Raw genomic sequence first — 24,715 nt, forward strand, 5'->3', positions numbered from 1 at the left:
CCAACCTACTAGCTATATTTTTTGGGCAACGTGAAAAGTCGAAAGACATGATATCTGAAAACTCCTTCCCCAGTTACTCTCTAGCGCTGTTCTCAAACCTGCAAACAAAGAATTCCGCTTTTGTGGTTCTAGCGCTATGTACGCCGACAAAGTACTCAAAAGCCCAAGATAATCATCGATACTATAGGTTACTTCATACGCCAACTGTTCGGACACTAAATCCCTAAAGAACCCTGAGTCAATCACAGCCTGTCCAATTCTTCTGAGATCCTCTTCGTGAGTTTCTCTGTTTTCATATGGCCTTACAGATGTCCTCTGCGTCTGATAAACCTCATGCAAAATTTGGCAAACTTCATACTGGGGTTGGAGTGGAATATTCCATAGTAAAATTAGAAAACCGTTCTCTTTTAAAGCATTAGCAGCTTTTAGATATCTAATCTCAGGTGAAATCCAATGAAAAGAAGTCGCTGCAACAACTGCATTGAATTTCTCACTCTCTAATTCCCACTCTTCAAAAGTGGTATTTACAATTTCTACATTTGGATAGCTTGCACAGTTTTGTCGCGCTAGTTGACAAGCTTCTTGGCTTGGTTCAAGACAAACTATTGAGAAGCCCAAGTTTGCAAACGCCATTGTTGCAATTCCAGGGCCGCAACCCAATTCAAGAATATTTGCATCTGAGGGAACTTGGGCTAATTCTACAACACGATCAATTATTTCTTTAGGATATCGGGGTCTTGTCCGGTTATAAGCATCTGCTGCATTGCTGTACCAGTTTTTTCTTTGTTCCGAGGTGTATTCATCCCTGTATCGGTTTTCGCTTTGTTCCGAATCTTTCATGATCTTTCTGACAGTAATTACTACTCCCTGCGTACCAAAAAAAGCTTTATCAAATAGATTGTTGGTGTTTGTGGTATGGATATTTATTTTACAGTTTATGATTTGACAGCCTGTTTTAGATCAATTGAACACTCGTAGGATGCGTTACGCTAGCGCTAACGCATCTTACAGCCTAAACAAAATAGGAATCAAAAATGTATATAACATCTCAACCCGATCCCGTCCGCTTAGAAATCTTCAAAAACCTCTATCAATTCATCGCCGAACAAATGGGGATTGTTCTTCAAAACACAGCAGCATCAGTAAATATCAAAGAGAGGCTAGATTTCTCCTGTGCTATTTTCGACTCTTTTGGATTGTTAGTCGCTAATGCCCCCCATATTCCTGTGCATTTAGGTTCAATGAGTGAAAGTGTCCGCAGTTTAATTAATGATAAAGGCGACACCCTAAAACCAGGGAATGTTTATCTATCTAATAATCCTTATAACGGCGGAACCCACCTTCCTGATGTGACTGCTATTACACCTGTATTTTTAGATAGTAGTGAAAATATTTCCTTCTCCAGTCCCCTCTTCTATGTTGCTTCTCGCGGACACCAAGCTGATATTGGTGGGATTACTCCTGGTTCAATGCCTCCCCACAGTACCACAGTAGAAGAAGAAGGAATTCTCTTTGATAATTTTCTCTTAGTTGAACAAGGAAATTTTCGAGAAACTCAACTACAAGAGATACTCTTAAATCATACCTATCCTGCTCGTAATCCTGACCAAAATATAGCTGATTTCAAGGCACAAATTGCCGCGAATGAAAGAGGAGTTCAAGAACTTCGGAAAATGGTTTCCCAATATGGACTTGAAACAGTCCAAGCTTATATGAAATTTGTACAAGATAATGCTGAGGAATCAGTCAGACGGGCGATTGATGTTCTGAAGAATGGCTCATTTATTTATGAAATGGATAACGGGGCACGCATTCAAGTTAAAGTGACAATTGAGAGAGAAAATCGCAGTACTACTATTGATTTTACTGGGACATCTGAGCAACTCAATAGTAACTTTAATGCTCCTAAAGCTGTAACGCAAGCAGCAGTTTTATATGTCTTTCGCACTCTGGTAGATGATAATATTCCTCTTAATGCTGGGTGTCTTAAGCCTCTAGAAATTATCATCCCGGTCGGCTGTATGCTTAACCCAACCTATCCAGCAGCAGTGGTAGCGGGTAATGTAGAGACTTCTCAAACTATTGTTGATGCATTATATGGTGCTTTGGGTGTGATGGCTGCTTCTCAAGGAACGATGAATAATTTTACTTTTGGTAATGACCGTTATCAATATTATGAAACGATCTGTGGTGGTTCTGGGGCGGGGGCTAACTTTGATGGCACTGATGCAGTCCACACCCACATGACTAACTCTCGCTTGACCGATCCAGAAGTTTTAGAAACTCGCTTTCCTGTACAGGTGGAAAGCTTTAGTCTTCGTCCCGATAGCGGGGGTAAAGGAAAACATTCAGGTGGTAATGGAGTTATCCGCCGCATCAAGTTTCTAGAAGCTATGACAGCTAATATTCTCTCTGGCCATCGGGTTATTCCTCCCTTTGGATTAAATGGTGGCGAAGCGGGAAAAGTAGGACGCAACTGGATACAACGTCAGAATGGAACCCAAGAGAATTTAGATAGTACAGCAACAGTAGAAATGAAGTCTGGGGATGTTTTTGTGATAGAAACTCCTGGGGGAGGAGGATTTGGTAAAGTCTCCTGAGTTTTGGATAAACAGAGGCGCTAATTGCTGGCGATCGCCCCAAAATAAACCAAAATAAAAAGGATGAGCACTATGCCCATCCTACCCAAATCTAAAGATAAAGAACAATAAAATTTGATGCTTGAACAAACAAATAACCACTATGCAGGCGGGTTTAGATGCAGTATCTGTAAGGTCAAGAGGCGGAAGATCTGATTGAACCCATTCCTACTAATTATTAACATTCACCAGAAGAAAGTAGATTTAAACTGCGTATAAACGTCTTGGCGTGCTTAAAGAAATAACCTGTGGATCTTCTTCTAGTCGGTGCAAATTTTTTTCCGTGACTGTTGCCGTAAACAACTTGGGTGAAATATGGGAGCGAACATGAACAAAATCAGGTACATAATCGGCTTTAGCCACTTTGACAGTGACAGCAACGGGATTTTCACTCTGTTCTTCTCGACACCCCGAGTCTGCTGGGTTTGATTCTATTTTTTTGAATTTGCCGCCTGAGCATTTAATCAAGCGTAAGATTTTGTTTGTCATGGTTCTAAAAGTAAACTTTATATTATAACATTACGGACAAAATTTAACGATGATTAGCCTGAGAATATAATATCATAATTTATTGCACAGGCCTTGTACTGCTAAAACTGCTGCACTAGCATCAATCGCTCCATAACCGTAGCGTTCCGACTCATTGGGTTTAGGAAAGTTCTGCTTGGTGCTAGCTGCTAAGATGTCGCTAATTTGGTCAATAGTGAGTGTTAGGTTGCAAGCGAGGGCTTCGGCAAGTATCAAGGCTATTACACCAGTAACTACAGGAGCGGCCATACTAGTACCAGACTTACGTATGATACCTGTACCTGTGCCCGAAGCAGCAGCCCAAATATGGTGGCCGGGAGCAATCAAGTCTGGTTTTTGCCGCCCATCTCGGGTTGGGCCGGAACTGGAGAAAAATGATAGCGGCTTGTTAGCTTTGGTGGCATCATAGGAACCAACAACGATGCTATTACATCCGCAGGCGATCGTATTCAGCGTGTGAGTATTGTCGTGAGGAGGAACGAAACAGGTTTGACTGCCATCTTCACGCTCAATCCAAGCATGAAATTTGCCGTTTGTGACTTGAACTCCGTGAAGGCGTAGCGTCCAAATGCCCCCTGGTAAATCAGGTTCCATAAAGACACAAATTACATTATCTCCGTTGTTGGGATCGGACTGACGGTTGGCAACGAATATGATTGTGCGATCTTCGCTGTCTACAATTTCTCCGTTTTCTCCCACATCAACCAGACCAAGGCTGTTACCATCTGGAGTAATAATTTCTAATTGAAAGCGATCGCCACCGTCATACCACACTTCAATTTCTTTCTGCCTTGGGTTTTGGTTGGGGATTTGCCACTGCAAGTCAAAGTAACGATCCTGTAGCACAACTCCAGAAGCATGAATCCCCGTATCGTAGCAATTACCAGCAGCGATGACTACAGCTCGATTAGGCTTTTTGGTTACTAAAGCATCAATGCCCTGTTCGACTAGAGTTGTACCATCGTGAGGGCCGCCATGTAGTGCCAAGCTAATGTTAATAACACAAGGGCGATCGCCAGCAACATCGAAAATATATACCATTGCTTCTAATAATGCCACTGTATCGCCAAAACACCGGTCTACAGCAGTTTCACCATCCAGAATGAGGGGAGTAACTTCATTTTGAGAAAGTTGGACAAACACAATATCGGCTGCGGGGGCTACACCTGGAATAGTACTGCCTTGTCCATTGCCAGCAGCAATATCCATAACGTGAGTTCCGTGGGCCCTATCTCCTAGTTTGTATCCCAAGGCAGCGTAGGGATCGCTTGCTTGAAGAACTTGATTAATCTCGCCCTGTTTATATTCTTGACCATAACCGTAAGGGCTTTTATGACTTGAGTTGCCATCTTGGTTCCAGAAAGCCAGCAGCCTTGTAGAACCATCATGATTACGAAAATTCTTGTGAGCAAAGTCACAACCAAAGTCAATAATACCAACTACTACACCACGTCCCTGTTCTCCTAGAGCATTTACAGGCAAGAGGTCTTTTCTAGCAGCAATTTCTTCTGTAGTAAAGTTTAGTGTTGGTTTTAGCGGTTGTGCTGGCTTGAGACTGACAACACAGCTAGACTGCTTTATTTGTTCTAATCGGGAAACTGGCACTCTAGCTGTAACAATTCGCTCACCGGTAGGTGTACTACCCAGATCTGCACCTGGGTAAACTTCATTCATAGAAAGCCATTCTTCAAGGTTATTTACCTTAGCAATAACTGCAACTTCTTCTTCTTCCGTTGAAGTGGTTGCAGCAATTGATATTCCCCGGCTTTTGCGTTCAAGTAGTCTTTGTAGCCGAGGGTCGATATCAGCAAAGATATCTGTCGATTCAAATTGCAGTTGCATGGAAGACTGATTGCTGAAAACGTTAGTTTGAGTCTGTAATTAGATTTACAGACTCTCTCCAATGTATTTCAGAAAAAAATCAAATCAAGCCTCAGAATATCCTCTAAAGTGAATTAATACTAGGTTGCAGTCAAAGATAGTACTTCCCTCACCCCGCCTGTCGGCACTCCTCTCCCAATTTGGAACAGGGGAGGGGGAGAGGGCACGAATTGCTATATCTGAACACAACTTGGTATAACGAGGCAAAGCAGGATGTTTGTTGGCAATAGTCCAGTTGTTTTTTGGGAACCGTAGACGCCCCTTGTGGGCGTCTACATCTGTGGTCGATTTCTAAAACCTGGTTTTTGTCATAGCTTTAATTCACATCAGGCATAAATCAGACAATCACAGCTGTCGCCTTTAATTCAAAAATTTTCTCAATCACATCTTCTACCACCTTATCCGGCGTGGAAGCACCAGAAGTTACTCCGACGACTATTTTCCTATCTGGCAACCAATTTTCTATAATTTCTAAGTCGCCACTCTTCAACAAGCGATGTTCAATACGATTCCCAGACAGAATTCTATCAACGCTATCAATATGATAAGAAGCAATCCCACGCTCAACAGCAATTTGTTGTAATTGTGTAGTATTTGATGAATTAAAGCCACCAATTACTATCATCAAATCTAGCTGCTGTTCGACTAACCCTAACATAGCGTCCTGTCGTTCTTGGGTAGCGTCGCAGATGGTGTTGAAGCTTTGAAAATGGTCATTTAGATTTTCTGGCCCATACTTTTGCATCATGGTACGCTCAAACAACTTACCAATCTGCTCAGTTTCGCTTTTGAGCATAGTGGTTTGGTTGGCAATACCAATCATTTCTAAATCTCGATCGGGGTCAAAACCTGCTGAGCAAGCTTTACTAAATTTGCTGAGAAATTCTTCTCGATTTCCACCATTCAAAATGTAATTAGCAACGTATTCTGCTTCTTTTAAATTCAGAACAATGAGATATTTACCAGCAAAAGAACTGGTCGCAATTGTTTCTTCGTGCTTATACTTGCCGTGAATAATTGATGTGTATTCACGCTTTTTATGTTTTTCAACTGTATTCCAAACTTTTGATACCCAAGGGCAAGTAGTATCGACAATTTTGCAGCCTTTTTCGTTCAGTATCTGCATTTCTTGAACACTAGCACCAAAAGCAGGTAGTACCACTACATCACCAGACTCAACCACAGAAAAATCTTTTTTACCTGCTACAACTGGGATGAATCCTACTTTCATTTCCAGCATCCGTTGGTTAACAGAAGGATTGTGAATAATTTCATTAGTAATCCAGATGCGTTCTTGAGGGAAATGTGTACGAGTTTCATACGCCATCGCCACAGCACGTTCTACACCCCAACAAAAACCAAAAGCTTGCGCTAGCTTGATTGTCACATCTCCACGTGTGAGGGTGTAATTGTTATTCCGTATTTGCTGAATCAATTGGCTTTGATACTCAGACTGCAACTGGGTAGCGACTTCTTCTTGATGACCAAACCCCTTGCGATGGTAGTTTTCTGAGTGCTGGAGTGAACGTTTAAAAGCTTTGGTATCCATTGGTTTTTTCAACTAAAAATCACTATCTCACATTTTCTCGCGTTAGGTCATTAATTGGGGGGAGGAGTGGGGGACTGGGGGAATGCGGGAGTGGAAGATAATTGAATTGTTCATTTCTCCCCATCACCCTCTCTCCCTTTCTTCTTTCACCTCATCACCCCATCTTCTTCTCCTAACGCTTAGCTTCTAATTCCATCTGACTGTACAATTGCAAGGCAGAACTCCAGACCAAATAGCCTTGAGGACTCAAGTGTAAGCCGTCAGTACTCAGTTGAGAGCGTAAGTTACCTTGATTGTTAACAAACAGAGGATGTAAGTCTAAATATTTGACGCCTTCTGTTATTGCTATGTCTTGCAATCGCTGATTCAACTTGCGAATGCGCCTATTGGGAATTGCCAATAGTTTTTCTCGCCCTTCCCAAGTTACTTGTTCTCCTCCATGTGGCAAAATCGACTGGATAACTATTTGTGTCTTGGGATGCACCTTACGTAGGTAACGCATTATTTGCCGTTGATTGTTTAAAATTATCTCATTGCTACTACCCTGGATCAAATCGTTAATGCCGATCATCACAAAAATTGTTTCGGGTTGAGTGCGGTCAAATAGCTCTAATCTTTTCAATAGTCCAGCACTGTTTTCTCCAGAAATTCCTTGGTTTAACCAATTCCTGTTTTCGGGTAAAAACTCGGGGGGAAACCACAGACTCAAAGAATCTCCAGCCAATATAGTTAAACGTGGGGGGCGTTTCTGCGCGGCGACTTTGGCTTCTTGTTTGAGAATGTCTACCCATTGCTGATAATTGAGTTTGTGCCGGAGGCCTAACTCTGGTGGGGGTTGGGGTGGAGTGTCCGCCTTGACTTGAATTGGCGATATAGTTCTTAAAAAAGCGGCTACTCCCTGCTGTCGCCAAAGTAGCAAGATGACCGCCAACAATAGTATGCTGTTAGTTACTAGCGATAAAATCGCCCAGGTAGGAAAAGTTTTTGCAGGAGTAGCCACGAGCTGCTAAGTTTTCCAAAATCTTTGTACCAGATTTTATACTGTTAAGGCTCGTAAATCCTATTATCCCTCTTTAAATTGGCGATCACATTCAATGCAAATGTAGTTTTGTTTACTACGTCTATGTCGTTCTTTTGGAAAAGATTAAAGATATCCTTCTTTTTCAGCAAATTTACGTAGGCGAGGCAAACATTGGCGTTGATAAAAACTGCTGAGAGTAGAGACTGGCAGTTTATATTCTGCTGATAAATCTTTCCAACTTATTTCTGGCGGCAAGCGTTTCAAAATTAACACCTGACAATTTACATGTGGATGTCCTTGAATGTAAGTGCGGCGCAGTTCTCCATCGGTGTCTTGTTCTGCCCATAACCTGACAGTTTCTAAAATCGGAGGTACATCAGGGGGAGCAACTAGGCTTTCCTCTGGATAAAAAGTTTCAATGCGATCGCCTGAAGCAGACTGACTGATACTGGGAAGGGCTGTTTTGATATTTTCGTCTAATTTTTGGCGGTAAAAGTCTTGCAGTCTCCATCTCAGATAAGTATTCAACCAGGTAATGACAGAACCACGTGTGGGATCGTAGGCTTTACAAACATTAGAGCAGAAATACAACCACGTTTGTTGCAGCGCATCTTGATAGTAAGGAGTACTTTCTCTCCAGAGTTTGCCTGTAGTTAAGCGAATCACTTGCGTAAGCCGCTTCTGACGCTGTGGACTTCCGGCTGGATGTCTACAGGCTTCATCAACTAAGCGGCGTAAGTTTTCCTCCAATTTATGCATAACAGTTTTAGCTAAGAGAGCAAGCTTTTTTCAGTATTGCGTATATGTGCTCTCTGTGAAACTACAGAATAAAATAAGAAGCTTAAAATATCCTGAGTATCACCCGGATTTTTAATTAAAAATCTGGGTGGGGTGAAATTTTAGTTCCAACCTAACCACGAAAGAATAACTTGCCACCAAGAAGTTCTTAGCTGACTCTCTAGGTTCATTTTTTTGCGAATATCCTGAATATTCCAATTGGTTAGTCTAGCTAGAGTTTGCGCTTCTTGTTCAAACCGTTTGGGTAAGGACTGCTTGTATTGTCTGCCTGCCTGACACTTTGCTTCGCCTGTGAAAGGATGTTGTAGGATGTAACGCCCCTGGAAATTTTCGCGATTGGAGGTTTCTTGGAATATCAAATCTTCAGGGAATTTATCGCGGCTGTAGCGGACGTGCAGGCGGGTGATAAAAACGTCGTTCGGAACAATAGAGTTACGAAAAGGCGCAGACTGGTTAATATCTGGAGGGAAATCATTGAACCAAAATACCCCTGCTTGCTTGAGTTCTTCACGGCTGAGGGGATCGGCAGAACATGGATCGCAACTACCCATATCCCAAGCATATTCTAGAAATGCAACCTTGCGGTCTTCGCGAGTGTATGACGTTTGGAACATAGATTTGTAGAATTCGCCAAATTCATTTTTGACAAACAGGGGAATGTTGGCGTTGGAAGGAATTTTCACCGTGCGGTAGTTGGTGAGTTCTGCTTGTCCTTTAGGCGAGAGGATGTAGACAACCAGATCTTGGTCTGTTGTGGTATTAATCATACCCAAACGAATCGGTAGCATGAATTTGGGCGATTGGTAAGAAATTTGCAATGGACGCAGGTACTGATAGCCAGTTTCCTCAAACTTGTCCAGGTTGACTTTGGCAACAAAAAATTTCATCTTTTGACGGATGTACGGCTTAAGTAACTGTTTTGCCCCTTTGGGAATTTTGTAGCCGTTGCGAATCAGCCAAGTTTCTAGTCCACCAGATTCTTTGGCACTCAAAATCACAATATCGTATTCGCCAACGTTGAAACGTGCTTCGACAGTCACACCCAAACTATCACCGCCTCTTTTTGCTCCTGCATCACTTCTTTGGGCTGCTGGTGCAGGTGCAGATTGCGGTAAGGCATTTTCGTACACCAGGGTGCAAGGATCGGGGTCGAAATATTCTACCAATCGCGGGGCGCTAAAAGCATCCAATCGCTCCAAAATCTTGGGGTTGCCAACGCGAACTTGCTCTTTTTGCAGGACTGTGGGTACAGGTACAACGATCGCAAAATCTTTCACATCCCCTTGGTAGTCATTCGCCATTGTCAGAACAGTGCGATCGCCACTATGCGCGATCGCCACCTGAGACGCCTTGTTATACAGTTTTGTATCAGCTTTGGCAACATAAAAACCGCAAAATGCCCAAGCTGTAGGTGCAAAGCAAAAAACAACTACAAATATCAGCAGTAATGAAAATAGGAATCTTAAAGGTTTCATAATTCAAGTTGTTAGTAGTTGTAGAGACGTGCCATGGCACGTCTGTACATTGGTTAGTAGTTAGTGGTTATTCTTCCACTCTCCCACTCCCCCACCCAAAACGTGGTGCTTGCCAGAGAGTATCAAAAAGCACAGTTAGTGGGGCAAGGGCAAATAGCGCCCAGAAAACTGCGGTGGAAAGATAGAAATAATTCCGCAAAATAAAAGTCAAGATGGCGATGCACGCAGCCCAAACCACACGCCCCATGCGAGCATTGGGAATTGATCGGGGATCTGTAACCATAAACAGGGCAAACAGGAGCAAAGAACCGCTCATCAAGCGATGCCAGTAAACGTCCCAAGTCCAACCCAACCAAAAATTGCGAATCGCCTCTAAGGTGGCGTAGACACCCAAAAAAGCGGCTGTAGTGTCCCAGCGTCCAACTCGTTTGAGAATCAAGCCGCCAGTCCCAGCAAATAACAGTCCATACCACCAGTCTTCGCCCCACTGTCCAGGAGAAACCCAAGCGTCGGGGGTGAGTACCAAGGCAGAAATAATGCCAAAATTGGCGGGGTTGAAGAAATGCTTATCGCCGACTTTGAAGACAAATTTACTGGCGATCGCCACTACCGCAGCTAAAGCTATTGTTGTCCAATGGTCAGCCCGTAACAGTAGGCAGAGTCCTAAAGCTGTAATTAAAGGACTGCGGATATTTGTTGTTTGTTGGTTGTTGTTTGTTGGTTGTTGGTTGTTGTTTGTTTCAATTAACCACCAACCACCAACTAATGACCAACGATCAATAACTAATGACAATATCCATTGGGTTGACAGACAAGTGGCAATGATGACTGCAATCCATTCTGGTCTCAGTGTCCAGTCTCTTGTACCAATTCCCAAAACTAGGAACAAACAAAGAAAAAGAATTTGAGCATCACGTATATCTTTAAACAGCATTACCCGTTAATACAGGGATTACCCTTAGATTGGTTCTAATCTAAACGGATAGAGGCTAGGGTAGTGACGCTGTTACAAAATTTGTTACAAGTTTACTTTTTCTTGGTTTTCCTCTTTGTCCTTCTACCTATTACCTTATAGGCGTCTACCTTGTAGGAGGCCAGCATGCATCTATAGCGGTTAGTGAAAAAGAGGTATAATTACAGGCTGACATCAGTGTTTTTAATAAAAATTTTACATTGTTAAGGGTAGTTTTACGGTAACTTTACTATTTTTGTATTATCTTACATAGAAGATAACAAGCTTTTAATGATTGCATTTATATATGTTTCATAATTTACACAAGCTTTATCAATAACTTTAGTATTTAAACCTAAACCTCATAAAAGTCTGCGGGCAGTAAGTAAGAATATATTTAAATTTATACATATCTTTTACGAGTATTTAGGTAAGATGAAGCTTTAAATCTATCAACGATAATGACTGAATAAATGAGGATTCAAGATTAAGGATTGCTATTTTATAAGCAAATCCCTGTAAAGGAAGTAGAGCCTCCAAAACCTCGTTACTAGGTTGAACCTAGTAACGAGAATTAAGAGCCAGAGGCTCTCTCATTCGTAGGGCATAGATGCCCAGATGTTGGCTTCTCGGAAAGTAGCCTTCTCGCAGGGTAGGGTGCAAGATATCAATTAAGCAACTTTGTTCTCAAAACCCACCTTTATGAGTGGATAAAGTGTAAATTGCGAATTAATCTGAGAATTGATAAATAACTCAGAAATCTTTAACTATTTCTCACAGCTTTTCTTTCTACGATCGCTGCCGGACTATATTACTGATACGTCAAAATTTGTACTTAAATTAACTAAAACCTTCTTGGTTTAATCCGAAAGGTTACTATACAGAGGTGTAGATATTATAAGAGTTTAAACTGTGCTTTTCAGTTCATATAAATATGCTAATAAGCTTATAAAATTTGCCAATTAAAAAATTTAATTTTTGTCCAATATTTGATTTTTTTCTGAAAATGCGTAACTAACCACTGTAGAAAAACTAGACAAATATCCACAAATAAATTAAACACTATGCAAGTATATACATCGAATGAGATTGAGCAGTTTCAACAAGACCTTCCCTATTTAATTGAGATAATGCAATGGGTTAAAACTTTTTTGGCAAAACCTCACCCAAATCTAGGTAGACCTGGCCCTGTTTGCCCTTTTGTGCCTCAAGCGCTTAAATCTGATAACATTCACTTTAAAGTTATTCGTACAAAAGACTTAGAACCGCAACAAATTGAAGAAATTGTTATCCAACACCGACAGATTTTTCTAAAAACGGAACCGCGTGACAGACAAACTAATCTTCTCAAGACATTTTTACTTATATTTCCTGATATTACTCTCGACGATACTTCCAAATTTATCGATGGTGTCCAAAAAAAACTTAAGCCTTCTTTTGTAGAATTAGGACTGATGCTAGGAGAGTTTCATAAGCGTACTGAAAGTTCTGGATTGCACAACCCTAATTTCCGTCCTCTTCGCAGTCCTATTCCACTACTGGCTATCCGCTTTATGGTCGAAAGTGATTTACCTTTTCTTATAGACACAGAAAATCCACACTTGTGTATTCAATTTCTTGAAGCTTATTTAAAGTATTTTGAGCATCATATTAAAGATGAAACAAGATTAAAAAAAGTGTATCAAGAACTCGCATTGGCACGAGAAAAAATTACTAAAAAAAGTGTTACTTTAGTCTAGGTTTGTGCATCACACCTAACATTGGTTTGGCAAGCAAAATGACAAAATAAAATGAGCTTAGTTATGAATCATTATAGTAATTTCAAATGTAACTAATGCTTGAAGAGCAGGATTGAAATTACTATTATTCTTCTTGTAATATTTGGTAACTCTATTTTTGTAGTAATGAATTTTATTCATATTAATAAACATGATGACATATAGTAGTAAATTATACCAAAAACGTATTTCTTCGAGAAATACCCAACAAGAAGATTGCAACTACACTTATACTTATACTGAGCATCTGTGCATACACAAGATTTTTGAAAAGCAAGTTGAACGCACACCCGATGCAGTGGTGGTAGTATTTGAAGATGAACAACTTACCTACAGGCAGTTAAACCAAGAGGCGAACCAACTGGCACACTACTTACAGAGTTTGGGAGTAGGGCCAGAAGTACTGGTGGGTATTTGTGTTGAACGTTCCCTAGAGATGGTGGTGGGATTGCTGGGCATTCTCAAAGCCGGTGGTGCGTATGTACCGTTAGACCCGTCCTATCCTGGCGAACGTTTAGCCTTTATCTTAGAAGATACCCAAACACCAGTGATGCTGACAACAGCAGACTTGGTTAAAAGTCTACCAACACATCAGGCACAAGTAGTTTGCCTAGACTCAGATTGGGTTAATATCGCCCGCAACAGCCAAGCCAATCCAATNAGTGACGCAACGATTGACAACCTCATCTACGTGATCTACACCTCTGGTTCGACAGGCAAACCCAAAGGTGTCATGATTCCCCANCGCGGTATCTGCAATCAACTTTATTGGCGGCAAACAACATTTGCATTAACTGCAAGCGATAAAGTTTTACAAACGATTTCTTTTAGNTTNGACCCNTCNGTTTGGCAGATATTCTGGCCGTTGTGCTTTGGCGCACAGTTGGTGATGGCGCGTCCNGGNGGACAGCGAGACATGAGTTACCTGGTTGAGGCGATCGCCAATGAGAAAATTACTGTTGCAGCTTTTGTACCGTCGCAGTTGCGTGCTTTACTCGAACAAGAGGGAATTGAGAATTGTCGAAGCCTGCGGCACATCACTAGTGGTGGTGAAGCGTTACCGATTGAACTGGTTGAACGCTTCTTTGAGCGTTTAAATTTGGATAATGTACTGGTCAATTGTTACGGCCCGACTGAAGCTTCTATTGATTCTACTATCTGGGTTTGCCAGCGCGGCACAAATTACACTCATGCTCCGATTGGTCGCCCAATTAGTAATGCTGAGATTTATATTTTGGATGAAAATTTACAGCCAGTTGCAGATGGTGACTGTGGAGAGTTATACATCGGTGGCGTGGGTCTGGCGCGAGGCTATTTTAACCGTCCGGATTTGACTAAGGAGCGATTTATCCCCCATCCGTTTTCCTCTGAACCAGGTGCACGGTTGTATAAAACCGGAGATGTAGGACGGTATTTACCAGATAGCAATATTGAGTTACTTGGTCGCGTTGACGAGCAAGTCAAAATACGTGGTTTCCGCATTGAGTTGGGAGAAATTGAAGCCGTACTGTGCCAACATCCTGCTGTTCAAGAAACTGTGGTGAATCTCGTTGTGAGGAGCAACGCGAACACACGTGAGGATGTTCCCGGTGACAAAGATTTAGTTGCCTATGTCGTCCTCAAGCCCAGCCAAGTCGCTACAACGGAGCAACTGCGGCTTTTCCTGCGCGAAAAGCTGCCCAATTACATGATTCCCTCAGCCTTTGTAATGCTGGATACCCTACCTCTAAATCCTAACGGGAAAGTAGACCGTCGAGCATTGCCCGCACCAGAGCAAGTCAGACAAGAGGCTACAAAAACCTTTGTTGCTGCCCGCAATCAAATAGAATACCAGTTAACGCAGATTTGGGAAGAAGTATTGGGCATCCAACCGATTGGTATTAAAGATAACTTCTTTGATTTAGGCGGACATTCCTTCCTGGCTTTAAACTTATTTGCAAGAATCGAAGCGCAATTTGGTAAAAAACTTCCCTTAGCGATTCTATTTCAATCTGGTAGTGTCGAAGCTCTTGCCGATATCCTTCAATCACAAGAGCAATCAGCAACTCACACTTCAGAAGATTGGTCATCCCTAGTTGCGATCAAGCCCAATGGCTCAAAGCCACCATTTTTCTGTATCCACCCTTTGGGTGGAGAAACCCTGTGCTACCGCGATTTAGCGATGCATCTGGAGTCTGACCAGCCAGTATATGCGCTACAACCACAAGGACTTGATGGCAAGCGATCGCCCTTGACACGGATTGAAGACATGGCATCGCACTATATTCAAGAAATCCGAACGATTCAACCCAATGGCCCTTATTTCCTAGGCGGCTACTCGTTTGGGGGAATAGTTGCTTTCGAGATGGCACAGCAACTCTATAAGCTAGGCGAGAGAGTAGGAATGTTAGCGATATTTGATACTTGTCTTCCGGGTGCAAGTATGCGCTTACCATTCTTGAAACGGATTCCCTTGCATGTGAGCAATATTTTGCGAGGAGGCCCTGCTTTTCTTTGGCAAAGTCTTCAGATGTGGACTCAGCAAATCAAGTATGATATCAAACACAAAGTCTACTACGAATTGTATGGTGAAAATCCTATATTTTCTGCATTCCAACATGTAAAAATCATGGATGCTAACATCCAGGCAGTTACAGAATATGTCTTGCAAGTTTACCCAGGTAATATGATTCTCTTGCGGACTGAAGACAAGAACCGTCAAAAAGCTGTCGGTGTAAAATATGACCTGCAATTTGGTTGGGGTAATTTAGTCGCAGGTCAACTAGATGTTGATTTTGTTCCTGGCTCGCATACTACTATGTTAGAAGAACCTCATGTACGAGTGCTGGCAGAGAAATTACAGACTTGTTTAGACCACGCTTTGGCTGAAATAATTGAACCTAAAATCCTTTCGGTGGAGTATAAATAGACTTCTTTTAGTGCTAAAGGCTGAAATGACGCAAAATCGTTAAAGGCTCTGCGATCGCTGATGGCGACTACTTGGCACCTGGTGACAGCAACCCTAACATTAGATGCTAACCAAATTAGGGCTTGCTAATTTGTCTCAAACCCATATCTGACGGTCTGGTGTCGCCTATTCTCAAATATTCTGCGTGCTGCCACTAGTAGCCCGAGAAGAAGCCAGAATGTGTAACTAACGGCTGTAGTGTTATAGGCATTGTCCATCAAAGAAGCAATACCAAAGGCAATGAAAGCTACGGTAAACGCTTGTCCGATCAATCGCGTGCGACCACCACAGCGTGAGAGTTCGAGAGCCTGTTTAATCGCAACGAGCACGATGGTCAACAGCAGGGTACCAGCAATGAGCCCAGCCTCCGCAGCTATGTGCAGAAACAGGTTGTGGGCATGCCAGAAGTTAACAGCATAAGTGCGAAAGTTACCCAATCCCACGCCAAACAATGGCTTTTGTAAAATCATCTCGATCGCTATAGACCATGCAGAAAACCGTGCATACCCAGTCGCCAGGCGACCAATCGACAAAGGGTTGAGCAGGGTGGCAGCCACTAGGATCGCGAAGAAGATAAAAACAAAAGGCTTTTTTCGTGTTAGCGTCACACCTAGTGCTAGTAGAAGCGCAATGATGCTGCTGCGGCTAAATGTCAGTAACAGCGCAACTGAGGCAAGAGCCACTAACAAACCGATCATCCAAGTGGGCGCATGCGGGTGTTTAATCAAGGAAGCGACAATGGGAATAAGTAGGATCAGGTAAGTGGCAAGTACATTCGGGTTATTGAAGTACCCCACAACCCGTACGATGGCACCCTTGGGAATTTCCAAAGACTCGGTTACTGTCCATGCACCCCGCCAAATCAGAAAATAGTGGGTATTATCGTACTCAATGAACTGCTTGATTGAGTGTAAAGCGATAACTGAAACCGCCACGAGAAAAACGAACACGACGGCATTGAATTTCTCCTCACCATCAACTCGTAAGATCACGAACAAGAATGCAAGAACTTCCTCCACTTGCAACCGGAAGCTGGAGAAGCTGATTGCTGAGCCATTGAATAAAGAGACGCCATACCAAGCTAAAAGAAGAGTTATCAAGACCAGGAGGATTTTTGACCCTCTGATTGCGCTGTTCCAGTTGGGTTGTTGCTTTTTGACTACGTGCAGTAATATTAAACATATAAACCCGAGCAAGAGGATTAGCCGTGTCGTCGTCATATATTTCAAGACTACGAAGTACGGCAGGAAATTGATTGAGACTTGAAGAATCAGGAGACTAAGGCAAGCCAAGCCTAATCCGTCTAAAGCCTTCTCAAGCATGAACTGCTTTACTATGTTTCTGTTTTCCATCTCACCGTTTGCATAATCGACATCGACTATTCCGAATTACCCACTAGCTTGTTGTAGATGTCTGGCAGTAGCGGTTGTGTTGTAAAAACATGCGTGAGGTTATAAAAACCCTGTTAGTGGGTTAAGTTTTATGCAGCAACTCCAAAAATTTGAGCAGCAAATTTTACTTGAGCAGTGATTTCTCCTTTCTCAAGTCCCTTAATTTGTCCCTTGCGATTGATATTTATTAGGTTGTGTTGCAAAAAAAATATTCAGTTGCAATAACTTGAATTTATTGACCAATAAAATGAAATATCCCCCAAAAATGGGGAGATCGTAGAAGCGTTTGAGTCTTCTATTATTTCTACCTACTAGCATCCTACCTAGATCATCTGTGATTGTAATCGGTAGCGATTAAAAGCGATGATGTATTTCCCAACCTGCTGAAAACCTGTTGTTTAACTAGCTTTAACCTTTTGCTAGAGTGAATGCTTACATTATGTTGTTGACAACATCCATAACGTAGAGCTAGAGGGAGTTTAACAAGGCAGCAGGAGCGATCGGCAGAGGGCAGCTATGTATCCCCATAAATTTACAGGATTTAACATAGTTAGAGATGAATAGGTGTTATTCATCTGAATGCCATCTTGAAAATAGGGGAAAGGTTAAAGGGGAAAGGAAAGATTTATTTTCATCCGTTTGGTGTGTGATGACATCGTATGGGCGTCTGAATTTTCTCAAAATGCTCTTGAGATCATCGAAATCGACTTGCAAAACAAACCCGCTAACTTTCTAGAAATTTCTCCCTATGGCAAGGTGCGTGTCCTCAAGCATGGCGATCGCCGGGTGTGGGAATCTACCATTATTAATGACTATCTCGATGAAATATTTCCCGAACCACATCTGAGAGAGAGCAAATTGAACGATGACTAAACCAGAAATTCCCCAAAACTCCAATGATATGCCGCCATCGATGGTAATACTGCAATTGATTACCAGCTACCGAATTTCGCAGTCGATTTATGTAGTAGCCAAGCTTGGTATTGCTGACCTGCTCAAAGATAGTCCAAAGAGCACTCAGGAACTAGCACTTGCTACTGGTACTCATGCACCATCGCTCTACCGAGTGTTACGCGCCCTTGCTAGTGTTGGCATGTTTGCTGAAGACTCTCAAGGACGCTTTGGTTTAACACCCCTGGCAGTATGTTTGCAAAGTGACATTGATGACTCAATGCGTGCTAGTGCGATCGTCAGAGGTGAAGACTTTTACCGCAAACCTTGGGGTCATCTGCTGCACAGCGTCAAAACGGGTGAAACGGCTTTTCGGCATGTATATAATTTGGAATTCTTTGATTACTTGGCTCAAAATCCTGATGCTGCTGAAATGTTTGACGGCGCAATGACCAATTATTCCACAACAGTAGTAGATGCGGTCATAGCTGCTTATGATTTCTCATCAATTGGTAAGTTAGTTGACGTTGGTGGCGGACAAGGTAGCCTGCTTGCTGGTATTCTCAAGGCTTATCCGACAATGCAAGGCGTTCTTTTTGAACAAGCATCCGCGATCGAACATGCTAAGCCTCTGCTTGAAGCACAAGGAGTGATTGAACGCTGCCAACTTGTCGCTGGCAATTTTTTTGCCTCGCTGCCCACCACAGGTGATGCTTACATCATGAAAAATATTATCCACGATTGGGATGACGAGCGTGCTGTAGCCATCCTCAAAAATTGCTATCGCGCCATGCCGGAAAACGGAAAACTACTGCTGGTTGAAGGAGTAATTTTTCCAGGAAACGAGCCTTCCTTCAGCAAATTGCTTGATTTAGAAATGCTGGTGCTGACAGGAGGGCGCGAACGAACACAAGCCCAGCATCGAGACTTGTTACAAAGTGCAGGCTTTCACTTGACAAAGATTGTTCCCACAGCTTCCTGGCAGAGCATAATTGAAGCCGTGCCGGTTTAGCTGTAATTGAATCTGCTTGTTGCGAAATGAGGTAGTCCTAAACAGATAATGATGAATTATTAAAGTAGAAAAAGAGGATATTCTAAAATCGACATATTGTGATAAAATTTTACACTTTCGTATTTCTACCAATTTCGCCATCTGCTTTTTGTCGCAAGTTCACTACCATACTCTATTTTTTGATTTTGCAACAAGCTTTCATATTCTTTGCTACTTGCCCAAAGGTCTATTTCTCGTGCCCGCAATACTGGTACTGGATGGGTTAATTGTGCAGTTCGGGCAGCTTTGACCATCTCGCCGAGTTCGGTTTTGCTGATATCATCGTAGGCGCGAGCCTGGGCAATAAAAGCATCGAGGTTGAGTTGTGGTGCTAAGGTGGGTGAACCACCAGTCAGTTTCATCAACACAGACATGACAGCTTTCGGGTTTTGGGTTGCCAACAATGCAGCGCGATCGCACGTAAATTCTGCACAGCGTACCCATTCCAGAAGCTGTGCCTGGATTGCTTGGGCAAGAAATGCGCCGATGTTGGGCAAAGTTGCCGCTGCTAATATCAAAATATTTACCGGGGTCAAGTAAACACTGTGGTCACACTTGAGGTGTCCGAGTTCATGGGCAATGACTGCCTGAGTTTCCTCGGGTGTGAGCATATCAATCAAGGAAGTATGCACCACAATAAAAGGTTGTTTTCCCCGCATGGCAAAAGTGTAGGCATTTGGAGCCGGATGCTGTCTCACATACAATTGAGGCGGCTCCATATCCAGGACTTGACAAGCTTCTAGTAATAGCTTGTGTAAATGGGGCAATTGCTTTTCACCCACCAAAATGCTAGATGCAATGTTTTCCACGTAAAAAACTTGCTCCGCTACTGGCCCTAAAAGATTCCGCACCATCATATCTATACCCGGAATCTGCTTGAGCGCTCTAGTCGCCTCTAGGTCTAGCGGGTGACGAAACGAGTCTGCTTTCAGACCAATCAGCTGAGTCTTGGGGGGAAACATGGCAAAGCAAGTTGGAAACAACGGTGTTTTTGATAGGACTAATCATTAAATTAGCCTACACAGCTAGTATAGCTAGAACAAATGGTAGTTAGTGGTTAGTGGTTAGTGGTTAGTGGATAGTGGTTGTTGGTTGGTGGTGAGCCAGCGCGCACTTATAGGGGGTCTCCCCCATGTAGACGCGCAGCGGCTTCTCGTAGAGTAGGGTTGGTTGTTGGTAGCGTAACAAGTCACGCATTCACGCATTCAAAAGTCAAAAAGATTCTTTAGTTTTGAATTTTGAATTTTGAATTATTTTCTCCCCCCACTCTCCCCATCTCCCCATCTCCCCATCTCCCCACTAACTACTAGCCACTAACCACTAACTATTCTTAAGAGGAAATCGATGCTTCCGGATTTATGGTTGTGGGGGCAACTTCTGGATCTGCCCCAGCAGCAGGCAAGCGTTGAATTTTCGCTCCTAACTCCAGTAATTTCAGATCGAGGCGATCGTAGCCGCGATCTAGGTAGCGCAGTCCCTGAATTGTTGTTTTGCCATTTGCTGCCAAACCTGCTACCACCAAAGCTGCTGCTGCACGCAAGTCAGTGCCGATTACAGGTGCGCCAGATAACAAAGGTACTCCCCGTACAAAAGCAGTGTTGCCTTTGACGCGAATGTCTGCTCCCAGACGATTCAATTCTGAGGCATGGCGCAAACGGTTTTCAAACACAGTTTCGTTGATCAAGCTATCACCTTCTGCGATCGCCAGCAAAGCCATGAATGGCGCTTGCATGTCGGTGGGAAAGCCGGGATGGGGCATGGTTTCAATGTCTGCCGCTACCAGTCTTTCGGCTGGGAGGAGGCGCAAGCTGTCAGGTGCTTCTTCAACAATGGGAACGCCAATTTCCCGCAGTTTGGCAATGACTGGCACGAGATGTTCTGGAACTACTGGCGAGAGGAGTATATCTGAGCGGGTAATTGCTCCCGCTACTAGAAAAGTCCCTGCCTCGATGCGGTCGGGAATAATGGTATAGTCGATAGAGTGTAACTTGGGGACGCCATCGATTGTAATCGTACTCGTACCCGCACCTTGAATTTTCGCTCCCATTGCGATACAGAAATTCGCCAAATCGACTACTTCTGGTTCGCGAGCAGCGTTCTCGATAATTGTTTCGCCTTCTGCCAGTGTAGCTGCCATCATCAATGTTTCTGTGGCTCCCACACTGGGAATATCTAGGTAAATTTTTGCACCCTTGAGTCGGCGGTTTTTGCCAGGAACGTAGGCATTACAAATGCCATGCTCAATCTGCACCTCGGCTCCCATTGCTTGCAATCCCCGGACGTGGAGATCTACAGGTCTTGCCCCAATCGCACAACCACCGGGTAATGGCATTTGTGCCACTCCTAGCCGTGCCAAAATCGGCCCGATCGCAAAAAAGCTTGCCCGTAACTGAGTAACCAGTTCGTAAGGAGCTTTAGATGAAGTAATATTACTAGCATTAATGTCTAAAATATCACCGTTGCGCTGCACGCTAACACCCAACGCCGACAATACTTGACCCATCCGATCTACGTCTACCAGCAACGGTACGTTACGGATGTGACAGTCGCCCGAACAGAGCAAAGTTCCAGCCATAATTACTAGTGCTGAATTTTTTGCCCCGCTAATTCTCACATGGCCATGCAAAGGATGCCCACCCCAGATTTGCAAGACTGAGGAGTCTGCAACAGGCGATAATTTGGCATCTGGTAAGCCGCTAGAAGGATTAATAAGCCTACCCTCCAAAAACTGTAAATTTTACAAATTTTAAGTTGGTTTTGATTCTACAGGAAAGATTTAATTTGTCTATATTATTTGGATCACATTTGTTAAGTGGAAGTGGGGAAGTGGGGAGATGGGGAGAGTGGGAGAGGGGGAGACGACAAACCACTAACCCTCCGGGTACTCTATGAGAAGCCGCCCTGCGGGCGTCTACATGGGGGGAACCCCCTATAAGTGCGCGCTGGCTCACCACTAACCACTAACCACCAACAACAAATGATTTAGTTGACGCTTATGAAAAATTAAGTAATAATAGGAAACGGTCATTAAGCCAAAACGCAAGCGGAACTGGCGGAATTGGCAGACGCGCTAGATTCAGGTTCTAGTGCCGCAAGGCTTCCGGGTTCAAGTCCCGGGTTCCGCATAAAAAGGTAAAAGGCAAAAGGTAAAAGGCAAAAGAAAGAATCTTTTACTTTTTACTTTTTACTTTTTACTTTTTACTTTTATCATGTTGACCAGTCTACAGAATCCTCTAATTAAACAAATTAGAAAACTTCACTCCACAAAAGAACGGCACAAGCAGCAGTTATTTTTACTGGAAGGGACGCACTTGTTAGAGGAAGCTTGTGCTGTGAATTACCCATTGGTGACAGTGTGTTGCACCCAACAATGGCAAACAACCCACTCTAGGCTATGGCAGGAAGTTTGTCAAAAGAGCGATCGCGCCGAAGTTGTCAGTGAGGAAGTAATGGCAGCGATCGCAACCACAGTCCAACCAGATGGAGTAGTAGCAACAGCGAAAAAAAATGTTTCTCAAACACAGCCACCATTTACTGGTTTAGTGCTGGCTTTGGAAACGATACAAGATCCAGGTAATTTAGGTACGATAATTCGCACCGCCGCCGCCGCTGGGGCAAATGGGTTGTGGCTAAGTGAAGATAGTGTAGATTTAGACAATCCCAAGGTATTACGTGCCACCGCTGGGCAGTGGTTTCGCTTACCAATGGCAGTGAGTTTAGATTTAAAAGCAACAGTACAGGAAGCCAAACAGGCACGAATGCAAATTATCGCAACCTTGCCGAGTGCAACTTTAACTTACTGGGAAGTAGACTGGTGCCAACCAAGTTTGATTTTGTTGGGGAATGAAGGCGCTGGTTTATCAGCAGAATTAGCCGCGATGGCAGATAAAAGCGTGAAAATTCCTCTCAGTTCTGGGGTAGAGTCCTTAAATGTGGCGATCGCAGCCGCCTTAATGTTATATGAAGCGCAGCGCCAGAAAAGAGAGTAGGAGATGGGGAGATGGGGAGATGGGGAGAGTGGGGGAGGGGGAGACGACTAACCACCAACCACTAACCACTAACCACTAACCACTAAAACTACTAACAAATGACTAATGACTAATGACTAATGACTATTGAGCTTTTCCCTTTTCTTGCAAATATTGCTCGATATCAGCAACTGCGTCTTCCCACGCAGCTAAATCAATGGTTGAGGAATTTTCTACTACTTGGCGATCGCTATTATTATCATCATGCAATTGTGACGTATCTTGTTCTTGAGCAGAACCATCTTGCAAAATTTGTTGCAGTTCATCTAAGGATTTTTGAAACTCTTGATCAGCGGCGTGACGCTGTTCGTGCTGACTTTGCTCCATGTTTTCAATTCCCGATCTGTATTAACATTACATACTAAAAGGCTTAACGGCAAAATCAGCCAAAGTGACAGTAAAACTTTGTTGCTCTCCTGTAGCAACAAAAGTGATTATAACTTCGCAAGCTACCGCAACTGTTAGCATAACCAAATTGCGTGCTAAGGGATAGTCGCAGACATCATCGTTTGCAGGTGAAGGTACGCGATAGATTGGGTTCCAGATGATTTCTGCATAATCTGAAGCCAAACCCACGTGCAAGCAAGGTATCTGAGAATTTGCACAGTAATCAAACACAGCTTGTCGGCTGCTGCTGTTGTCAAAAGTGTCAATCACTAAGGCGCTACCTGTCAATAACAGATCTGCATTGCCTGGTGTTAATTCTTTCGGACGCCCATCAACTGCGATCCCTAAAGCGCGATAAAGAGTATTGGTGAGAATTTTGGCTTTGTATGCACCAACGTCGGAACGATAGTAAGGTTGTGTAGAAAGGTTGCGTTCTTCGATCCTGTCTCTATCTATTACTCGTAACTTCCCAAAGCCAGAACGAGCAAGATTTTCAGTTAGATTTGCGCCCAACGCCCCAGCACCACAGATGGTAACGGGAAATTCCCGCAGTTTGGTCATGAGTGTGGAGGTACGGTGCAGTTTCTCATGGATGAACATGATTTATTTTGTGTGTGTCTGCTTGAATACTTATACTGTCGCCTAGGCTGGTAATTGGTGATAGGTGATAGGTGATTGGGAAAGAGCCTTGTTATAGTTCTTCCCCTCTAATTCCACTTTCTCCTGAATCTGCGAACCCGCAAATAACGTGAAGCTAAGCGGCTGATGAGACGATAACTCTTGCGGACAATATCCAGGATAAAGTAGGGTACTCGTAGCCGAAGCGGAGATAACAGAGGACGATACAGCCAGTAGTAAGCTTTTTTCAGGTCATTCCACTTTGAGCAAGTTTCTTCATGGAGGAAGTCCGAAACGTCCACAACCAGTCCCCTGCCTTCTCGCATCATCACATTGCGACCGTGAACGTCATGGGGGTAGAGACCACGCCCACGGGCATAGTCTAGGGCTTGGTCGATGTCTCGTATAACTTGCTCTGGAATTCGCACCCCAAGGCTGAGACAGTCATACAAGGTCATTCCATAAAGCCGCTTTAGGATTAAGAAGCCCTCACCGGCATACAAACACTCAGAGAAAGCAGGGTGAGAACCCAAGCGGCGGTAGACCTCCACCTCTTCCTCAAAGCCCGGGCGTCCGGGTGCATAAATTTTTACCACTTGGTTTGGGTGGTCAGGGTGATAGACCACCGCAGCGTAGTTACCCCTCCCAATCAGCCGCCAAGGGTAGGGGATATGGTGTACTTCCACCGGGTCATGGGGATCGATGCTCTCGATCCGCAACTCCGGGAGTAGCTCTTGGTAGATACTCTCAATCAAACCAATGCTAGGTAACACTAACGACT

20 protein-coding genes and 1 tRNA gene are annotated in these 24,715 nt (G+C 43.4%); 7 read left to right on the forward strand and 14 right to left on the reverse strand.

Annotation, left to right across the window (positions count from 1 at the left end; translation table 11 throughout):
• Positions 1-12: 12 nt before the first annotated feature.
• Positions 13-840: a class I SAM-dependent methyltransferase gene (locus FIS9605_RS0127565; protein WP_026735464.1), complete on the reverse strand. Its 828-nt coding sequence runs from the start codon at positions 838-840 to the stop codon at positions 13-15.
• A gap of 194 nt (positions 841-1,034) precedes the next feature.
• Here FIS9605_RS0127565 and FIS9605_RS0127570 point away from each other — a divergent pair, with 194 nt between their 5' ends.
• The gene (locus tag FIS9605_RS0127570; protein ID WP_026735465.1) at positions 1,035-2,600 is read left to right on the forward strand and encodes a hydantoinase B/oxoprolinase family protein; all 1,566 of its coding nucleotides are present in this window, start codon (positions 1,035-1,037) and stop codon (positions 2,598-2,600) included.
• 243 nt (positions 2,601-2,843) lie between these two features.
• Here FIS9605_RS0127570 and FIS9605_RS0127575 read toward each other — a convergent pair whose 3' ends face one another.
• The 7 genes from FIS9605_RS0127575 to FIS9605_RS38395 all read right to left on the reverse strand — a co-directional run bounded on the left by FIS9605_RS0127575 (position 2,844) and on the right by FIS9605_RS38395 (position 10,825).
• The gene (locus FIS9605_RS0127575) at positions 2,844-3,128 is read right to left on the reverse strand and encodes a hypothetical protein (protein WP_026735466.1); all 285 of its coding nucleotides are present in this window, start codon (positions 3,126-3,128) and stop codon (positions 2,844-2,846) included.
• Between the two features lie 72 nt (positions 3,129-3,200).
• Positions 3,201-5,009, reverse strand: coding sequence for a S8 family peptidase (locus FIS9605_RS0127580; RefSeq protein ID WP_026735467.1), 1,809 nt, complete (start codon positions 5,007-5,009; stop codon positions 3,201-3,203).
• 376 nt (positions 5,010-5,385) lie between these two features.
• On the reverse strand, positions 5,386-6,597 hold the full coding sequence (locus tag FIS9605_RS0127585) for a 4-hydroxy-3-methylbut-2-enyl diphosphate reductase (RefSeq protein ID WP_026735468.1): 1,212 nt from the start codon (positions 6,595-6,597) through the stop codon (positions 5,386-5,388).
• A 172-nt stretch (positions 6,598-6,769) separates the two neighbouring features.
• Positions 6,770-7,597, reverse strand: a complete 828-nt coding sequence (locus tag FIS9605_RS0127590; RefSeq protein WP_026735469.1) for an SGNH/GDSL hydrolase family protein — start codon at positions 7,595-7,597, stop codon at positions 6,770-6,772.
• Between the two features lie 144 nt (positions 7,598-7,741).
• Entirely contained in the window at positions 7,742-8,377 is a 636-nt protein-coding gene (locus FIS9605_RS0127595) for a hypothetical protein (RefSeq protein WP_026735470.1), read from the reverse strand.
• 140 nt (positions 8,378-8,517) lie between these two features.
• Positions 8,518-9,891 carry a DUF2330 domain-containing protein gene (locus FIS9605_RS0127600; RefSeq protein ID WP_026735471.1) on the reverse strand — a complete coding sequence of 458 codons (1,374 nt, stop codon included), beginning with the start codon at positions 9,889-9,891 and terminating at the stop codon, positions 8,518-8,520.
• A gap of 67 nt (positions 9,892-9,958) precedes the next feature.
• A complete protein-coding gene (locus tag FIS9605_RS38395; protein WP_035140277.1) occupies positions 9,959-10,825 on the reverse strand; it encodes an RnfABCDGE type electron transport complex subunit D in 867 nt (288 codons plus the stop codon).
• A 1,082-nt stretch (positions 10,826-11,907) separates the two neighbouring features.
• Between FIS9605_RS38395 and FIS9605_RS38400 the strand changes: the two genes are divergently transcribed.
• On the forward strand, positions 11,908-12,582 hold the full coding sequence (locus tag FIS9605_RS38400) for a DUF6875 domain-containing protein (RefSeq protein ID WP_035140280.1): 675 nt from the start codon (positions 11,908-11,910) through the stop codon (positions 12,580-12,582).
• Between the two features lie 193 nt (positions 12,583-12,775).
• Complete coding sequence (locus FIS9605_RS38405) at positions 12,776-15,529, forward strand: non-ribosomal peptide synthetase (protein WP_442854739.1); 2,754 nt, start codon at positions 12,776-12,778, stop codon at positions 15,527-15,529.
• A 125-nt stretch (positions 15,530-15,654) separates the two neighbouring features.
• Here the strand turns inward: FIS9605_RS38405 and FIS9605_RS0127620 are convergent, their stop codons facing one another.
• The gene (locus tag FIS9605_RS0127620) at positions 15,655-16,920 is read right to left on the reverse strand and encodes an O-antigen ligase family protein (RefSeq protein ID WP_026735472.1); all 1,266 of its coding nucleotides are present in this window, start codon (positions 16,918-16,920) and stop codon (positions 15,655-15,657) included.
• 681 nt (positions 16,921-17,601) lie between these two features.
• On the opposite strand from FIS9605_RS0127620, the gene FIS9605_RS0127630 reads away from it, so the two are divergent.
• Both FIS9605_RS0127630 and FIS9605_RS0127635 read left to right on the forward strand, forming a co-directional pair.
• The gene (locus tag FIS9605_RS0127630) at positions 17,602-17,832 is read left to right on the forward strand and encodes a glutathione S-transferase family protein (RefSeq protein ID WP_026735473.1); all 231 of its coding nucleotides are present in this window, start codon (positions 17,602-17,604) and stop codon (positions 17,830-17,832) included.
• Entirely contained in the window at positions 17,825-18,862 is a 1,038-nt protein-coding gene (locus tag FIS9605_RS0127635; RefSeq protein WP_026735474.1) for a methyltransferase, read from the forward strand. The genes FIS9605_RS0127630 and FIS9605_RS0127635 overlap by 8 nt, the downstream gene beginning before the upstream one ends.
• A gap of 125 nt (positions 18,863-18,987) precedes the next feature.
• Here FIS9605_RS0127635 and FIS9605_RS0127640 read toward each other — a convergent pair whose 3' ends face one another.
• Positions 18,988-19,863 (reverse strand): M48 family metallopeptidase, encoded by an 876-nt coding sequence (locus FIS9605_RS0127640; protein ID WP_026735475.1) that lies wholly within the window; start codon positions 19,861-19,863, stop codon positions 18,988-18,990.
• Between the two features lie 368 nt (positions 19,864-20,231).
• Positions 20,232-21,626 carry a UDP-N-acetylglucosamine 1-carboxyvinyltransferase gene (murA, locus tag FIS9605_RS0127645; RefSeq protein WP_026735476.1) on the reverse strand — a complete coding sequence of 465 codons (1,395 nt, stop codon included), beginning with the start codon at positions 21,624-21,626 and terminating at the stop codon, positions 20,232-20,234.
• Between the two features lie 318 nt (positions 21,627-21,944).
• On the opposite strand from murA, the gene FIS9605_RS0127650 reads away from it, so the two are divergent.
• Together FIS9605_RS0127650 and FIS9605_RS0127655 are read left to right on the forward strand one after the other, a co-directional pair.
• Positions 21,945-22,026: transfer RNA gene (locus tag FIS9605_RS0127650), tRNA-Leu, on the forward strand.
• An 84-nt stretch (positions 22,027-22,110) separates the two neighbouring features.
• Positions 22,111-22,890 (forward strand): TrmH family RNA methyltransferase, encoded by a 780-nt coding sequence (locus FIS9605_RS0127655; protein WP_026735477.1) that lies wholly within the window; start codon positions 22,111-22,113, stop codon positions 22,888-22,890.
• Positions 22,891-23,013: 123 nt separating this feature from the next.
• Here the strand turns inward: FIS9605_RS0127655 and FIS9605_RS0127660 are convergent, their stop codons facing one another.
• From FIS9605_RS0127660 to FIS9605_RS0127670, 3 genes are all read right to left on the reverse strand, one after another.
• Entirely contained in the window at positions 23,014-23,256 is a 243-nt protein-coding gene (locus FIS9605_RS0127660; RefSeq protein WP_026735478.1) for a hypothetical protein, read from the reverse strand.
• A gap of 27 nt (positions 23,257-23,283) precedes the next feature.
• A complete protein-coding gene (locus FIS9605_RS0127665; protein WP_026735479.1) occupies positions 23,284-23,916 on the reverse strand; it encodes a ThiF family adenylyltransferase in 633 nt (210 codons plus the stop codon).
• A gap of 107 nt (positions 23,917-24,023) precedes the next feature.
• Complete coding sequence (locus FIS9605_RS0127670; RefSeq protein ID WP_026735480.1) at positions 24,024-24,707, reverse strand: serine/threonine protein kinase; 684 nt, start codon at positions 24,705-24,707, stop codon at positions 24,024-24,026.
• Positions 24,708-24,715: the final 8 nt, after the last annotated feature.

The sequence above is a fragment of the Fischerella sp. PCC 9605 genome (assembly GCF_000517105.1).
Taxonomy (GTDB): domain Bacteria; phylum Cyanobacteriota; class Cyanobacteriia; order Cyanobacteriales; family Nostocaceae; genus PCC9605.

Excerpts from the sequence above, each read along its gene's own strand:
- FIS9605_RS0127565 (WP_026735464.1), bottom strand. The coding sequence starts at position 840 with ATGAAAGATTCGGAACAAAGCGAAAACCGATACAGGGATGAATACACC.
- FIS9605_RS0127570 (WP_026735465.1), top strand. The coding sequence starts at position 1,035 with ATGTATATAACATCTCAACCCGATCCCGTCCGCTTAGAAATCTTCAAA.
- FIS9605_RS0127575 (WP_026735466.1), bottom strand. The coding sequence starts at position 3,128 with ATGACAAACAAAATCTTACGCTTGATTAAATGCTCAGGCGGCAAATTC.
- FIS9605_RS0127580 (WP_026735467.1), bottom strand. The coding sequence starts at position 5,009 with ATGCAACTGCAATTTGAATCGACAGATATCTTTGCTGATATCGACCCT.
- FIS9605_RS0127585 (WP_026735468.1), bottom strand. The coding sequence starts at position 6,597 with ATGGATACCAAAGCTTTTAAACGTTCACTCCAGCACTCAGAAAACTAC.
- FIS9605_RS0127595 (WP_026735470.1), bottom strand. The coding sequence starts at position 8,377 with ATGCATAAATTGGAGGAAAACTTACGCCGCTTAGTTGATGAAGCCTGT.
- FIS9605_RS0127600 (WP_026735471.1), bottom strand. The coding sequence starts at position 9,891 with ATGAAACCTTTAAGATTCCTATTTTCATTACTGCTGATATTTGTAGTT.
- FIS9605_RS38395 (WP_035140277.1), bottom strand. The coding sequence starts at position 10,825 with ATGCTGTTTAAAGATATACGTGATGCTCAAATTCTTTTTCTTTGTTTG.
- FIS9605_RS38400 (WP_035140280.1), top strand. The coding sequence starts at position 11,908 with ATGCAAGTATATACATCGAATGAGATTGAGCAGTTTCAACAAGACCTT.
- FIS9605_RS0127620 (WP_026735472.1), bottom strand. The coding sequence starts at position 16,920 with ATGGAAAACAGAAACATAGTAAAGCAGTTCATGCTTGAGAAGGCTTTA.
- FIS9605_RS0127635 (WP_026735474.1), top strand. The coding sequence starts at position 17,825 with ATGACTAAACCAGAAATTCCCCAAAACTCCAATGATATGCCGCCATCG.
- FIS9605_RS0127640 (WP_026735475.1), bottom strand. The coding sequence starts at position 19,863 with ATGTTTCCCCCCAAGACTCAGCTGATTGGTCTGAAAGCAGACTCGTTT.
- FIS9605_RS0127655 (WP_026735477.1), top strand. The coding sequence starts at position 22,111 with ATGTTGACCAGTCTACAGAATCCTCTAATTAAACAAATTAGAAAACTT.
- FIS9605_RS0127660 (WP_026735478.1), bottom strand. The coding sequence starts at position 23,256 with ATGGAGCAAAGTCAGCACGAACAGCGTCACGCCGCTGATCAAGAGTTT.
- FIS9605_RS0127665 (WP_026735479.1), bottom strand. The coding sequence starts at position 23,916 with ATGTTCATCCATGAGAAACTGCACCGTACCTCCACACTCATGACCAAA.